The 13,900-nt window shown below is 73.6% G+C and carries 11 protein-coding genes; 5 read left to right on the top strand and 6 right to left on the bottom strand.

Annotated features, from left to right (window positions below; genetic code table 11):
- The first annotated feature begins 166 nt into the window (after positions 1–166).
- Together ACIQU6_RS42345 and ACIQU6_RS42350 are read left to right on the top strand one after the other, a co-directional pair.
- Positions 167–1,183: a helix-turn-helix domain-containing protein gene (locus tag ACIQU6_RS42345; RefSeq protein WP_403487656.1), complete on the top strand. Its 1,017-nt coding sequence runs from the start codon at positions 167–169 to the stop codon at positions 1,181–1,183.
- A 67-nt stretch (positions 1,184–1,250) separates the two neighbouring features.
- Positions 1,251–2,501 (top strand): GNAT family N-acetyltransferase, encoded by a 1,251-nt coding sequence (locus ACIQU6_RS42350; protein WP_403487674.1) that lies wholly within the window; start codon positions 1,251–1,253, stop codon positions 2,499–2,501.
- Here ACIQU6_RS42350 and ACIQU6_RS42355 read toward each other — a convergent pair.
- Positions 2,495–3,130, bottom strand: coding sequence for a GNAT family N-acetyltransferase (locus tag ACIQU6_RS42355; protein ID WP_403487658.1), 636 nt, complete (start codon positions 3,128–3,130; stop codon positions 2,495–2,497). The genes ACIQU6_RS42350 and ACIQU6_RS42355 overlap by 7 nt on opposite strands.
- A gap of 375 nt (positions 3,131–3,505) precedes the next feature.
- Here ACIQU6_RS42355 and ACIQU6_RS42360 point away from each other — a divergent pair, with 375 nt between their 5' ends.
- From ACIQU6_RS42360 to ACIQU6_RS42370, 3 genes are all read left to right on the top strand, one after another.
- Positions 3,506–5,047, top strand: a complete 1,542-nt coding sequence (locus ACIQU6_RS42360) for an AMP-binding protein (protein ID WP_403487660.1) — start codon at positions 3,506–3,508, stop codon at positions 5,045–5,047.
- A gap of 887 nt (positions 5,048–5,934) precedes the next feature.
- The gene (locus ACIQU6_RS42365) at positions 5,935–7,683 is read left to right on the top strand and encodes an AMP-binding protein (RefSeq protein WP_403487662.1); all 1,749 of its coding nucleotides are present in this window, start codon (positions 5,935–5,937) and stop codon (positions 7,681–7,683) included.
- Between the two features lie 241 nt (positions 7,684–7,924).
- Positions 7,925–8,602, top strand: coding sequence for a hypothetical protein (locus tag ACIQU6_RS42370; protein ID WP_403487664.1), 678 nt, complete (start codon positions 7,925–7,927; stop codon positions 8,600–8,602).
- A gap of 88 nt (positions 8,603–8,690) precedes the next feature.
- On the opposite strand, the gene ACIQU6_RS42375 is transcribed toward ACIQU6_RS42370, so the two are convergent.
- The 5 genes from ACIQU6_RS42375 to ACIQU6_RS42395 all read right to left on the bottom strand — a co-directional run bounded on the left by ACIQU6_RS42375 (position 8,691) and on the right by ACIQU6_RS42395 (position 13,796).
- The gene (locus ACIQU6_RS42375) at positions 8,691–9,068 is read right to left on the bottom strand and encodes an MmcQ/YjbR family DNA-binding protein (protein WP_403487666.1); all 378 of its coding nucleotides are present in this window, start codon (positions 9,066–9,068) and stop codon (positions 8,691–8,693) included.
- Between the two features lie 41 nt (positions 9,069–9,109).
- Positions 9,110–9,634, bottom strand: coding sequence for a GNAT family N-acetyltransferase (locus ACIQU6_RS42380; RefSeq protein WP_403487668.1), 525 nt, complete (start codon positions 9,632–9,634; stop codon positions 9,110–9,112).
- Positions 9,635–9,712: 78 nt separating this feature from the next.
- Positions 9,713–10,477 carry a hypothetical protein gene (locus ACIQU6_RS42385; RefSeq protein ID WP_403487670.1) on the bottom strand — a complete coding sequence of 255 codons (765 nt, stop codon included), beginning with the start codon at positions 10,475–10,477 and terminating at the stop codon, positions 9,713–9,715.
- 439 nt (positions 10,478–10,916) lie between these two features.
- The gene (locus tag ACIQU6_RS42390) at positions 10,917–12,374 is read right to left on the bottom strand and encodes a catalase (RefSeq protein ID WP_403487676.1); all 1,458 of its coding nucleotides are present in this window, start codon (positions 12,372–12,374) and stop codon (positions 10,917–10,919) included.
- A gap of 210 nt (positions 12,375–12,584) precedes the next feature.
- Positions 12,585–13,796 carry a thiamine pyrophosphate-binding protein gene (locus ACIQU6_RS42395; RefSeq protein ID WP_403487672.1) on the bottom strand — a complete coding sequence of 404 codons (1,212 nt, stop codon included), beginning with the start codon at positions 13,794–13,796 and terminating at the stop codon, positions 12,585–12,587.
- Positions 13,797–13,900: the final 104 nt, after the last annotated feature.

A 13,900-nucleotide genomic window follows, 5' to 3' on the forward strand; every position in this document is an offset into this window, starting at 1 on the left:
GACCTCGTGCTCGTCCGCGCGACGGCCTGCTGAATCACCCACCAGCCGAACTCCCAGGCCAACACGCCCCAACATCAATCGCGGGGCAGCCCGTATGCTTTCGGCCGGGGACGAAAGGTCGGACGGCAGGGCGGGGAGACCGGCTCGCGGAGGGAGGCGGCGACGGATGGTGGCCCTGCGACTGAGCCCCCTGGCGCTCTCCCGGTCCCGCTTCGCGCTGTCGCCGCTCGCCGAGACCCTCGGCGCGGTGCTCGCACTGTCCCGGCCGCACCCGGCCGCCTGGTTCGCGGACTGGCACGCCCGCCGGCTGCCGGCCTTCGACGCCGCCCTCGCCGCCGACCCGTTCGCCGCCGGCCTGCTCGGCCTGCTCGGCGCGACGACCTGGCTGCCCCGCTCCGTGGCGATCCCGCCGCCGAACGGCCTGCGCACCACCCTCGCCGAGGAGTTGGCCGCCGTCCGGGCCGTCCCCGACGCGGTCTTCCGCGCCGAACTGGAGCTCTCCCGGGCCCACCCGCACCCCCGGTACGCCGCCAACCACCGTCGCCACCGCGACCTGGCCTGGCTCACCGGGCGCGACTGGGGCCCCCGCACCGCCGACCTGCTGCACGCCCTGTGGAGCGCGCACCTCGCCCCCGAGTGGCCCCGCCGCCGCGCCCACCTCGAACGCGACATCGCACACCGCGCCGGACTGCTCGCCACCCGGGGCTGGCCCGGCGCCCTGGACCAGATGAGCCGGCACAGCTCCTGGGAGGGCCCGGACGTCATCCGCTTCGGCCACCGCCCCGGCCCCGACCGCGTCATCGGCGCCGCCGGCCTGCTCCTCGTCCCGGTGAGCCTGGCCACCGGCACCTGGCTCTGCGAGGGACCCGCCGGCCACTACGCCCAGGTCTACCCGGCCCGCGGCGCCGCTCCGGCGCACGCCGCCGACGGCCCCGGCCACGCCCTGGCACGCCTCCTCGGCGCCGGCCGCGCCACCCTCCTGGACGCCCTCCGGCAGCCCGCCACCAGCACCGAACTCGCCGCCCGGCTCGGGCAGTCGCTCGGCACCGTCGGCGGTCACCTGGCCGTGCTGCGCGAGTCCGGGCTGGTCGTCGGGACGCGGATCGGGCGACGGGTGGTATACCGTCGCACCGAGCGCGGCGAACTGCTGGTGGCGGACGGCGAGGGGACGCCAACGGGCTGAAATCCGCCGCCGCGCGGAAAACGGGATGAGGGCCGCCCGCCCGCCCGGCTAGCGTCCCCGCGTGACCATGGACCCCCGTACGGAACTGACCCTCCGCGACATCGGCGACGCCGACCTCGACCGCGCCGTCGAGCTCGCCGCGCTCGCCTTCCACCTGAAGCTGGACGACAAGGACCGCGCCCAGCAGCGCGCCGTGCTGCGCGACACCGACCGGATCGGCGCCTACGACGGCGAGACGCTGGCCGGCATGGCCGCCGCCCACCACCTCCGACTCGCCGTCCCCGGCACCCAACTGCCGTGCGCGGCACTGGACTTCGTGGTCGTGGCGCCCACCCACCGGCGGCGCGGCGCGCTCTCCGCGATGATGGCCGAGACCTGGCGGCGGTGTGCCGCCGAGGGGCTACCGCTGGCCTGCCTCTGGGCCTCGGAGAGCGCGATCTACGGCCGGTTCGGTTTCGGCGCCGCCACCGAGGCGTACCGCATCGACATCGACGCCACCCGACCGCTGGCACTCCGCATCGCCCCCGACGCCCGCCCGCTGCGGCTGCTCGCCCCGGCCGACGCGCCGGCCGAGCTCGGGGCGTTCCACGAGGAGCAACTCGCCTTCGGCGCCGGCCGGTTCAGCCGGGACGTGACCTGGTGGCGGCGGCACGTCCTCGACCTGGAAGGGGACGAAGACGACGACGATGACGACTACGGCCCGCTGCGCGTGGTGGTGCTGGGCGACGCCGGCCGTCCGCCCGGCGGCTACGCCCTCTACCGCACCCGCGGCTCCGGCGACGACGGACCCGGCGCGGTCGCCGTCCAGGAACTCGCCGCCGAGTCGGCACCGGCCGCCGCCGCGCTCTGGTCCTACCTCGTCGGCATCGACCTGACCGGCACCGTCCGCGCCTACGCCCGGCCGCTCGACGACCCCCTGCTGCTGTTCGCCGCCGACCGCGACCAGGTGCGGGTCACCCGCCAGGAGCCCTGCCTGTGGCTGCGGTTGGTGGACGCCGGGGCCGCGCTGACCGCCCGCTCCTGGGCCGCCCCGGTGGACCTCGTCCTCGCCGTCCGGGACGCCGCCGTCCCCGCCAACGACGGCCGCTTCCGGCTGACCGCCGGCGGACCCGGCGCCCCCACCACCTGGACGCCGACCACCGACGATGCCGATCTCTCCCTGGACGTAAGGGAGTTGGGGTCCTGCTACCTCGGCGGGGTGCCGGTGCGCCGGCTCGTCCAGGCGGGGCTGGTCACCGAGCACACCCCGGGCGCGGCCCGCCTCCTGGACGCCGCGCTCGCCACCGAGTGGCTGCCGTTCACGGGGGAGGACTACTGAGTGGGCCGCTGCGCTTGGCTTGCTGCCCGCGCTGTGGGCCTTCCCGCCGAACGGGTCGCCGTTTGCCCCGCCTTCGGCGCCGTGCCGGCCGGCCGCAGCGCGGCCATCACCAGCACGTCGTGCCAGGCCCCGCCCCAGCGCAGCGCCTCGCGCAGCCGGCCCTCCACGGCGAACCCGCACTTCTCGTAGCCGCGCCGGGCCCGCTCGTTGAAGGCGAAGACCTCCAACTCCACGCGGTGCAGCCCCACTCGGTCGAACGCGTACCCGAGCAGCAACCGGATCGCCTCCGGCCCCAGCCCCCGGCCGGTGGCCTCCGGGACCAGGGCGATCCGGAAGCCGCCGTGGGCGTTGTCCCGGTCGATCCGGCTCAGCGCCAGATCGCCCAGGTAGGCGCCGCTCTCCCGGTCCTCGACGGCCAGGTCCAGGCGGTCGGCGCGGGTACCGCACTCGGCGACCCAGTCCCGGATCTCCGTCAGCGTCCAGTCATGGTGAGTCCCCGTCAGCCGCCTGGTCTCCGGGTCCTGGAAGGTGGCGTGGAAGGCGCTCGCGTGCCGGTCGGCCAGCGGCACCAGCCGGATCCGGCCGCCTTCGAGCACCGGCTTCTCGGCGAGGGCGCGGTCGTCGATCATGAGGGGATGATGGGGCGCTGTCGCCTGCGCGGCAAGCGAATTGTGGGGCTTCCCACGTCGTCGGCCTTCCCGCCGTGGGCCTGCGGCCGGCTGCGCCCCACGTTGTCGGCCGCTCCGCCGCGGGGGGTGGTGTTTGCGCCTGCGGCGCGGGGCCGCCGCGCGGGGCTGCCGGGGTGCGGAGACGGGCCTCCGGGGCCGGTGTCCCGGACTGCTTCGCTTTACGTCCGGGACACCGGCCCCTCCGGCCCGTCTCCTCCCGTTGGGGGTGGGATTCTCGGATCGGGGGCTGAGGTGGCTGGGTATGCACCCGGCGTTGTTGTGGGAACGGGGGCGCCGGGTGCGTCCGTTCCCGGTATACCGAGCACAGGAGAGAACATGCGGACACCGATGACGATCGCGGACTTCCTCGACCGGGCCGAGTTGGGCTTCCGCGACAGCCCGGGCGTGATCGACGAGCCGGGGCAGCCCGCCCCGCCGGTGCCCGACGCGACCTACGGGCGCTTCGCCGAACGGGTCCGTGCCTGGCAGGCGGGGCTGGACGCGCTCGGTGTGGCGGAAGGGGAGCGGGTGGCGGTGGCCAGCCACAACTCCGCGCGCCTGTTGGAGCTGCTGTTCGCGGTGCCGATGAGCGGCCGGATCTGCGTGCCCGTCAACTTCCGCCTCAAGCCGGAGGAAGTGGCGTACGTGGTGGAGCAGAGCGGCTCCTCGGTGCTGCTGGTCGATCCCGAACTCGACGCGGCGCTGGCCGACATCAAGGTCCGCCACCGCTTCGTCCTCGGCGAGCGGACCGAGACCGAGCTGATGCGGTTCGGCGTCGAGCCGCGCCCCTGGTCCCGCCCGGACGAGGACGCCACCGCGACCATCAACTACACCTCCGGCACCACCGCCCGCCCCAAGGGCGTGCAGTTGACGCACCGCAACATCTGGGTCAACGGCATGGCGTTCGGCCTGCACACCCGGGTGTGGGAGCGCGATGTGTACCTGCACACCCTGCCGATGTTCCACTGCAACGGCTGGGGCATGCCGTATGTGATGGCCGGCCTGGGCGTGAAGCAGGTCGCGCTGCGGAAGGTCGACGGCGCCGAGATCCTGCGGCGCGTCGAGGAGCACGGGGTCACGCTGATGTGCGGCGCGCCGGCCGTGTGGAACATGGTGCTGGACGCGGTCGCGACGTGGCAGGGGGAGGTGCCGGGCCGCGACCGGGTGCGGATCGTCTGCGCCGGCGCCCCGCCGCCCACCCGCACCATCCAGCGCGTGGAGGAGGAACTGGGCTGGGAGTTCACCCAGCTCTACGGCCTGACCGAGACCTCTCCCATGCTGACGTTCAACCGCACCCGGCCCGCCGACCTCGACCTCCCCGCCGAGGAGCGGGCCCGCAAGCTCTCCCGCGCGGGGCTGCCCGCGCTCGGCGTCAAGCTGAAGGTCGCCGAGTCCGGCGAGGTCCTGGCCCGCTCCAACACCGTGCTCGACGGCTACTGGGAGAAGCCGGAGGAGACCACCGAGGCGCTCCAGGACGGCTGGTTCCACACCGGCGACGGCGGCACGCTCGACCCGGTCGACGGCCATCTGACCATCTCCGACCGGAAGAAGGACGTGATCATCACCGGCGGCGAGAACGTCTCGTCGATCGAGGTGGAGGACACCATCTTCAGCCACCCGGCGGTCGCCGAGGTCGCCGTGATCGGTGTGCCGCACGAGAAGTGGGGCGAGACGATCAAGGCCCTGGTAGTGCTCGCCGAGGGGGCGACCGTGCAGGAGGCCGACATCATCGCCCACTGCAAGCAGCACCTGGCCGGCTACAAGGCGCCCACGTCCGTCGAGTTCCGCGACACCATTCCCCGCACCGCCACCGGCAAGATCCAGAAGTTCAAACTGCGCCAGCCGTATTGGGCGGGGCGCGATCGGGCCGTGAACTAGTCGCTGCGGTTGGCTTTGCTTCCCACGTTGCCGTCTGTCCCGCCGTGGGCCTGCGGCCGGCTGTGCCCCACGTTGCCGTCTGTCCCGCCGCGCGGGTTGCTGTTGTTTGCGCCTTGCGGCGCGGGGTGATCCGCTGCCGGTCCGCTGCGCGGGGCGGTCCGAGTTGTCTGGTCCGCTGCGCGGGGCTGTCGGGGTGCGGTGACGGGTCTCCGGGGGCGGTAGGCCAGACTGCTTCGCTTTACGTCTGGCCTACCACCCCCTCCGACCCGCCCCCTCCCGTTGTGGGGTGGAATTTCTCTGGGTGGGGGCTGGCCCTTGTGGTCTGCTGACGGTCATTGCCCGGTTGCTGGGGGCATCTGTCCTCTTACGGTCACCGCTCAACCCAGCGGCCCGAGTTGGCCCACCGGGAGGGTGTGGCACTCACCGTTTTTCCCACCCTCCAACGGGAGGGGACGGGCCGGAGGGGTGGGGGTGCCAGACGTAAAGCGAAGCAGTCTGGCACCCCCACCCCGCAGGCCCGTCACCGCACCCCAACAGCCCCGCGCAGCGGACCGGCCCCGCGCAGCGGACACATCGGCTCGCCCCGCGCAGCGGACCGGCACCGCGCAGCGGACCGGCCCCGCGCAAGCGGACCAAGGCTCTTGCGCCGCAGGCGCAAAGGACAGCACCCCCACGGCGGGACAGACGGGCACGTGGGAAACAGCCGGCCGCAGGCCATTGGCGTGGATGGACTGGTCGCCGCGCCCCCGGACCGTCAAGCTGATCGTTGCGCATCCCCGCGCCGCCCCGGTCGCGTCCCGCGGCCGGAGTTCGCCGACCCGTCGGAGACCATCTCGGGCACGATCCGCCGCAGGCGGTGGTGCCGAGTCCTGGGAGGAGAACCACCGTTGACCATTGAGTCGCACACCGAGCTGTCGTACGCGAGCGGGGCGGCGGACCGGCCGCTGCTCGGCCGCACCATCGGCGCCGACCTGGCCCGTACCATCGCCCGCTTCGGCGATCGGGAGGCGTTGGTCGACGTGGCCGGCGGCCGCCGCTGGAACTACGCCGAACTGGGCCGCGCGGTCGACGAGGTGGCGCTCGGGCTGCTCGCCAAGGGCGTCCGCAAGGGGGACCGGGTCGGCATCTGGGCCCCCAACTGCGCCGAGTGGGTGCTCGTCCAGTACGCCACCGCCCGGATCGGCGCGATCCTGGTCAACGTCAACCCCGCCTACCGAGTCCACGAACTGGCGTACGTGCTGAAGCAGGCCGGGGTGACCGTGCTGGTCTCCGCGGTCGCGCACAAGAGCAGCGACTACCGGCGGATGATCGAGCAGGTGCGGGCCGACTGCCCGGCGCTGCGCGACGTGGTCTACCTCGGCGACCCGACCTGGGGCGGGCTGCTGGCCGCCGGCGCGGCCGTGCCGCACACCCGGCTCACCGCCTGTGAGAAGGCCCTGACCACCGACGATGCGGTCAACATCCAGTACACGTCCGGGACGACCGGCTTTCCCAAGGGGGCCACGCTCTCCCACCACAACATCCTCAACAACGGGTACTGGGTGGCGGAGACCCTCGGCTACACCGAGCACGACCGGGTGTGCCTGCCGGTGCCCTTCTACCACTGCTTCGGCATGGTGATGGGCAACCTCGGCATCACCTCGCACGGCGGCTGCATCGTCATCCCGGCGCCCGCCTTCGACCCGGCCGCCACCCTGCGGGCCGTCCAGGACGAGCGCTGCACCTCGCTGTACGGCGTGCCGACCATGTTCATCGCCGAGTTGAACCTCCCGGACTTCGCCGACTACGACCTCACCTCCCTGCGCACCGGCATCATGGCCGGCTCGCCCTGCCCGGAGGAGGTGATGAAGCGGGTGGTCGCCGAGATGCACATGGCCGAGGTGTCCATCTGCTACGGGATGACCGAGACCTCGCCGGTCTCCACCCAGACCCGGCGGGACGACGACCTGGAACACCGCACCGCGACCGTCGGCCGGGTGCTGCCGCACATCGAGGTCAAGGTGGTCGATCCGGGGAGCGGCGTGACCGTGCCGCGCGGCACCCCGGGCGAACTGTGCACCCGCGGCTACAGCGTGATGCTCGGCTACTGGGACGACCCGGAGCGCACCGCCGAGGTCATCGACGCGGCCCGTTGGATGCACACCGGCGACCTGGCGGTGATGAACGACGACGGCTACGTCCGGATCGTCGGCCGCATCAAGGACATGATCATCCGGGGTGGGGAGAACGTCTACCCGCGGGAGATCGAGGAGTTCCTCTACTCCCATCCCAAGATCGCCGACGTCCAGGTCGTCGGCGTCCCGGATGCGAAGTACGGCGAGGAGATCGCGGCCTGCGTCATCCTGCGGGACCCCGCGGACACCCTCACCCGCGACGAACTGGCCCGCTACTGCCGCTCCCGGTTGGCGCACTACAAGGTCCCGCGCTACCTGGAGATCACCGATGCCTTCCCGATGACCGTCAGCGGCAAGGTCCGCAAGGTCGAACTCCGCGAGCGGCTGGCGGAGAGGCTGGGCAAGGCGGAACCGGGCAAGTCGCAGGGCGGACAGGAGGGTTCGGAGGAGGGGGAGTCGGCGCCGGGGCGGCCTCGGGGCGCTGCGGAGTCGGCTCGGGAGGGGAGCCTGGGGTCGGTGTGAGGGGGATCGGCCGGGCCGAGTAGGGGAGTTGGGGCGTGTGCGCCCCGGCGCGAGGTGGCGGCGGTGCGACCATCGGGGTGCCACAGGGCCGCCGTCGGCCCGCAACGACCCGGCCGATAAGGTCCTGACCTGGCTCGTTCCCGGTTCCCGGGGGCGGGTGAAAGGCCGTCAACCAGGCCAAATTCCAAGGCCGTTAGCAGGCCGGAAATCCCAGCGGGATTCCCGCCAAGAGGGGACATTCATGACCCGTATCGCACGTTGGGCGACCACTGCCGCCGCGGTGGCCGCCGCCCTGGGTGGCTTCGCCGCCCCCGCCTACGCCGACGTCGTCCAGCCCGGCAGCCCCGACGGCCCCACCCGCGAGGTGCTCACCGCCGGCTGCGCGAGCGGCGAGGACGCGGCGACCGTGGCGCCGAGCGTGGTCGACGCCGACAGCGGTGCCCGCTTCTACCGCTGCGACCCGGTCACCCATCGGGTGGCGGCCCAGGAGGGCCACGCGACCTGCACCCCCGGCGGCCTCTTCGACTGGTCCCGGGGCCTGTGCGAACCGGCCGCCACGGTGCCCGAGATGGCGACCCGGCTGACCGCCGGCAGGGCCACCCTCGCCACCAAGCCGCTGAAGGTCATCGGACTGCACGCCACCCTGGTGCGAGCCCGCGCCGCCGGCCCGCAGGACGCGATCTGGAACGCCACCGTCACCTTCAAGGACACCACCGGCAAGGTGCTGTGCGTGGCGAAGACGGACGCCACCGGCCGGGCGTCCTGTGACGCCACCCACCCGCGCTCCGGCGCCGACGTGCTGAGCGGCGGCTACACCGCCGAGTACGCCGGCAACGGTGCGGTCAACGGCGGCTACGACACCGTCGCCCCGGCCACCGCGCAGGGCGGCATCCGCGCCGTCCTGCCGCCCCAGGGCTGACCGGCCGCCCGGCGCAGCGCCCCGCGGACGCACCCGTAGGCGGTGCGTCCGCGGGGCGCCGGCCGGGCGTTCGTCGTCCCGGCCCCGGTCACGGTCGCTCGCCGGGCCAGTCCAGCAGCAGCCGCTGGGAGCGCGGCAGCGAGGCCACGATCAGGTCGTAGGAGTCCTCGATCATCTCCCGCACGCGCCGGTCGGGGAGGGCGCCGGCCAGTGAAACGGTGTTCCAGTGGCGCTTGTTGAGGTGGTAGCCGGGGACCACCTCGGGGTGCTCCGCGCGCAGCCGTTGGGCCAGCTCCGGGTCGCACTTGAGGCTGACGGTCAGCGGCGCCGCGTCCAGCGTGCTGAGCGCGAAGATCTTGCCGCCGACCTTGAACGTCGAGACCTCCGGGTGCCGGGGGAAGGGGTGCTCCTCGGTCGCGCCGTTGAAGCCCAGGCAGAAGGCGCGGAGCGCGGTCGCATCGATCATCGGCACATTGTCGTCCGGGTTCCGAGAGTCGTGACGGGGCGTCATGTCGTGGGTCCCGCACCGGATTCCCGGCGCATGCAGACCCGTGGCCAGCGGTCCAGGCCCAGCTCCGCCTCGTGGGCGCGGATCGCCCGCAGGCCCGGCGTCAGCTCGGCCGCGGCGAGCCGGCGGAAGCCGAGCCGGGCGTAGTAGGGGGCGTTCCACGGGACGTCGGCGAAGGTGGTCAGGGTCAACGCCGGGAGCCCGCTGTCCTGTTCGGCCCGGTCGATCAGGGCCCGGCCGATGCCGCGGTGGGCCCGCTCGGGGTGCACCGAGACCTGCTCGATGTGGGCGCAGCCGTCGACCGGGTCCCACAGGAGGTAGCCGCGCGGCGGCTGGCCGGGGCGCTCGTCGTCGTAGGCGGCCAGCGCCCGGCCCGCGCGCTGGTACTCGGTCAGCAGCGCGAGCGGCGGGGGTTCGTCGTCGGCGACCTGCGCCATGCCGAGGGCGTGGAACGGTTCTCCGGCGGCGCGTTCCAGGTCGCGCAGGGCGGGCAGGTCGGCGGGGTCGGGGACACGGATGATCATGCGGCCAGTGTCGCGGGTCGGGGCGCGCCCGGCGAGCGGGTTTCCGCACCGCCGGGCCGCGCCCCTGGGGTGGTGCGCTCAGGCGGGCGGCCCGGCGCCCTCCGCGATCAGTTCGTCGGCCGCGTCGTTGACCGGCTGCGGGGTGCCGGTGAGGTCCATGACGAACAGCGGGACGTGCAGGGCGTCGGCGCGCGACCGGGCGTCGCGGGCGTAGCCGGCTAACGAGAAGAAGACCGCGACCGCGGAGTCGGCCAGGCCGTTGAGCCAGGCGCACTCGATCTCGCGGAGGGTGGTGGCCCGGGTCGTCGGGTCGACCTGGGCCACCACGCCGGTGCCGCGCAGGTCCACGCCGGCCGCGGTCCGCTCCTGGGTCCGGGCCACGTCGCCGAAGCCCAGCCACTTCAGGTACTGGGCGGCCGCGGTGACGCAGTCCCGGGCGGTTCGGATCGTGACCGGCCGGAAGGCGGGCCGTTCCGGCGGCGGGCCGGCATCCGGCCGGGGCCTCGGCGCCGGGCGGGGCGGCGCGGGGCGGGAGGGGCGGTTCGCCGCGGGCCGGTCGGCGGTGGGCCGCGGCGGGGCGGGTACCGGGGCCACCGGGACCCGGACGACGGTGCCGCAGGCGCAGCCGGACTCCGGCGCCGGCCAGGCGTCCTGCCGCCCGCAGTCCTCGCAGCGGACCTCCACCCAGGACGCCTCCCAGGTGCGGTGCAGTATCTCCACCGGCGCGCCGCCGCGCATCACCGGCAGCGTCAGCGGGGCACCGCAGGCGCACGGGAAGGTCGGTGGGGTGAAGGCGTTCTCGCGGCGGCATGTGGGGCACCGCACCGGCACGCTGTCGGCCATGTCGGCTCCAGGCAGGTCGGGCAGGAGGTCGGTCGGCTCTGCTTGCCGTACATCGTCTCCCCAACGGCCCCTGTCGGGGGCGGGAATGCGTCGGAACGCAGCGATCGTGCCTTCCGGCGCGGGCACGTCACAGGGCCCGGACATCCGTGACCGTACGGATGTCCGGGCCCTGTGGGTGGTTCCCGTCCGGTAGTGCGGGAGATGGGCGCGACGGGACACGCACTACCGGACGGAGTCGGTGCAGAGGGGCGGTGGTGTTCTCAGGTGGGACAGCAGGCGGGCTCCGCGGTGGGGAGGCGGCCCGGCCTCCTTGGCGGCCGGGCCTGCCACCGCACTGGATCTCCCCGGATTCCGCGGAGCTCCGCGCTACTTGCCCGTACCGGCCGACCACCCCTCAACGGGCCGGCCGGTACGGGTGCGCAAGGAGACTGACCTCCCGTCAGTCCTCGCGCAGCTCGCGGACGCGCGCCTCGACGCGCTTGCCGTAGTCCTGGTCGGCGGCGTGGAAGTGCGCGAGGTTGCGCTCGATCACGTCGTCGCGGCCGACCTGGAAGAGGCCGCCGGCGATGTTCTCGACCAGGCGCCGCTTCTCGTCCTCGGACATCAGGCGGTAGAGCTCACCGGCCTGGAAGAAGTCGTCGTCCTTGGCGTGCGCCGGGGCCGGGTGGGTGCCGACGTGGCCGGAGACGGCGAGCGGCGCGGAGAGCGGCTGATCGGTCTGGACCGGGCCGTCGTAGGAGTTGGGCTCGTAGTTCTTGGCGTGCCGGTCGTAGGCGTTGCTCGCCATGAGGCCGTCCCGGCCGTAGTTGTTGGCGGTGGTCGCCTTGGGGGCGTTGACCGCGAGCTGGGTGTGGTTGACGCCCAGGCGGTAGCGGTGCGCGTCGGCGTAGGCGAAGAGCCGGCCCTGGAGCATCTTGTCGGGGGACGGGCCGATGCCGGGGACGAAGTTGTTCGGCGAGAAGGCGGCCTGCTCGACCTCGGCGAAGACGTTGTCGGGGTTGCGGTCCAGGACCAGCCGGCCGACCCGCTGGAGCGGGTAGTCGCTGTGCGGCCAGACCTTGGTCAGGTCGAACGGGTTGAAGCGGTAGGTGGCCGCCTCGGCCGCCGACATGATCTGCACGTACAGGGTCCACGAGGGGTAGACGCCCCGCTCGATGGACTGCAGCAGGTCGGTCTGGTGGCTGTTGGCGTCCTTGCCCGCCAACTCTTGGGCCTGCTCGGCGGAGAGGGAGCGGACGCCCTGGTTCGTCTTGAAGTGGTACTTGACGAAGAACGCCTCGCCCTCGGCGTTGGTCCACTGGTAGGTGTGGGAGCCGTAGCCGTTCATGTGGCGGTAGGAGGCCGGGACGCCGCGGTCACCCATGAGCCAGGTGACCTGGTGGGTGGCCTCGGGGGAGTGGCTCCAGAAGTCCCAGACGTTGTCCGGCTCCTGCTTGCCGGTGAACGGGTCGCGCTTCTGCGAGTGGATGAAGTCCGGGAACTTGATCGGGTCCTTGATGAAGAAGACCGGGGTGTTGTTGCCGACCAGGTCGTAGTTGCCCTCTTCGGTGTAGAACTTCACCGCGAAGCCGCGCGGGTCCCGCACCGCGTCCGCACCACCGAGGCTGTCGGCAACCGTCGAGAAACGGATGAACAACTCGGTCCGCTTGCCTATGGTGTTGAGGAAGTCGGCACGGGTGAACGCGGTGACGTCGTCGGTCACCTCGAAGTGGCCGTACGCGCCGGAGCCGCGGGCGTGCACGACCCGCTCGGGGATCCGCTCACGGTTGAAGCGCGCGAGCTTCTCCAGGAGCTGCTGGTCCTGGAGAAGGATCGGCCCGCCGACGCCGGCGGAGGCGGAGTTCTGGTTGTCGGCGATAGGGGCGCCAGCCTCCGTAGTGAGAGTGCGCGCCGTCAGCGTGGGCTTCGACATGGTGACCTTCCGTACGAGAGCGCGGAAGTTGGCTTCCGCATGTCGGAGCGTAGAAAGTGCCCCGACCAGACGTCAACAGTTTGTTGAAACAAAACCTGGGTGGGTGTTCCGGGCGGTGGCCGCGCCTGGGCGCGACAGGACAGGTGTCAGCGCGACCACCGCCCGGAAGCTCTGTGGTGGGCCCTCGTGGCGGGCTCAGGTCCCGTACGCGACGGCGTCCACCGGATCCGCGGGCGGCCCGCAACGGGCCGTGGCCAGGCGCGCGGAGCGGACCTCCAGCAGCACCGGCCGCCGGGTGGAGACGGCCTCCTTGCGGGCCCACTCCACGGCCGAGCGCAGTTGCGCCGGATCGCGGACCTCGCGGCCCGCGCAACCGTGGGCCCCGGCCAGCTTCACCGGGTCCGTGAGCGGATCGGTGTCCTCGGGCTCGCCGAGCAGCACCACCACGAACGGCACGTCGTACTGCGCCGCCGCGGCCAACTCCCCGGCCGTCAGCGGGAAATCGCGGCCGTCGACGACCACCACGACCTCCGCCGCCCGCGCGCCGCGGGAGTCCAGCGCGGTGCGGACCCCGATCGCGGTCGGCACCTCCCAGCCGGGCGGGCCGCTCCGGCGCGCCACCCGGTGGTGGCGCGGGGCGGCGCCGCCGGCGGTGCACGGCACCGGCAGCCCGCTGACGACGTAGGCGTCCACCGTCGACCGCGCCCCGTAGACCTCGGCGAGCTCCGTCAGGGCCCAGTGGGCCGCGGCGCCCGCCGGGTCCGGCGGCACGGCCAGGGGGAGCACCGCTCCCGGCGCCGGGGACCGGTCGCCGTCCACCAGTGCCGGCCCGGCACCGGGAGCGGAGGGGGCGGCCGGCGCCGGGCCGCACACGATCTCCACCGCGGCCAACTCGGCCGGGACGTCGATCAGTACGGGTCCGGGCCGGCCCTCCCGCGCGATCCGGAACGCCTCACGGAAGGCGCCCGGGATGCGCGCGGGGTCCTCGATCCGCTCGGCACGCTTGGTCACCGCACCGGCCAGCCGGACCAGATCCGGCGGCCGGTATCCCGCGTGCCGCAGCGGAAGGGCGGGGGCGGTCGCCGGGGGCGCGACTCGGCCGGTGACGCACACCAGCGGGACGGCGTCCTGCTGCGCCGCGTACAGGCCGCTGAGCAACCGGACGGCGCCCGGACCCGCCGCCACCGCGGCCACACCGGGCCGCCCGGTCGTCCGGGCCCAGCCGTCGGCCATGTGCGCGGCGCCCTCGGCGTGGCCCGCGGACAGGTGCGCTATGCCGCCGGTCCGCTCCATCGCCGCGTACAGCGGCAGCAGCGCGGTGCCGGGACAGCCGAAGACGGTGTCGACGCCCTCGTCCCGCAGGATCTCAACGGCCGCCTGTGCGGCGGGAATCCGACGTGCCCCCATGATCCGGTGCTCAGCCCTTGGGGGTGGGTGTGGCGAGGCGTTCGGTGCCGCGGAGGAGGGCGGAGTGGTCCAGGCCGCCGTCGCCTTGGGCGCGGAGGGAGGCG

This window comes from Streptomyces sp. NPDC090442 (assembly GCF_044769405.1).
Taxonomy (GTDB): domain Bacteria; phylum Actinomycetota; class Actinomycetes; order Streptomycetales; family Streptomycetaceae; genus Streptomyces.

Bases quoted from the DNA above. Each gene is read 5' to 3' on its own strand.
- ACIQU6_RS42370 (WP_403487664.1), top strand. From the start codon at position 7,925: ATGACCCGTATCGCACGTTGGGCGACCACTGCCGCCGCGGTGGCCGCC.
- ACIQU6_RS42385 (WP_403487670.1), bottom strand. From the start codon at position 10,477: ATGGCCGACAGCGTGCCGGTGCGGTGCCCCACATGCCGCCGCGAGAAC.
- ACIQU6_RS42375 (WP_403487666.1), bottom strand. From the start codon at position 9,068: ATGATCGATGCGACCGCGCTCCGCGCCTTCTGCCTGGGCTTCAACGGC.
- ACIQU6_RS42345 (WP_403487656.1), top strand. From the start codon at position 167: ATGGTGGCCCTGCGACTGAGCCCCCTGGCGCTCTCCCGGTCCCGCTTC.
- ACIQU6_RS42360 (WP_403487660.1), top strand. From the start codon at position 3,506: ATGCGGACACCGATGACGATCGCGGACTTCCTCGACCGGGCCGAGTTG.
- ACIQU6_RS42355 (WP_403487658.1), bottom strand. From the start codon at position 3,130: ATGATCGACGACCGCGCCCTCGCCGAGAAGCCGGTGCTCGAAGGCGGC.
- ACIQU6_RS42395 (WP_403487672.1), bottom strand. From the start codon at position 13,796: ATGGGGGCACGTCGGATTCCCGCCGCACAGGCGGCCGTTGAGATCCTG.
- ACIQU6_RS42350 (WP_403487674.1), top strand. From the start codon at position 1,251: ATGGACCCCCGTACGGAACTGACCCTCCGCGACATCGGCGACGCCGAC.
- ACIQU6_RS42380 (WP_403487668.1), bottom strand. From the start codon at position 9,634: ATGATCATCCGTGTCCCCGACCCCGCCGACCTGCCCGCCCTGCGCGAC.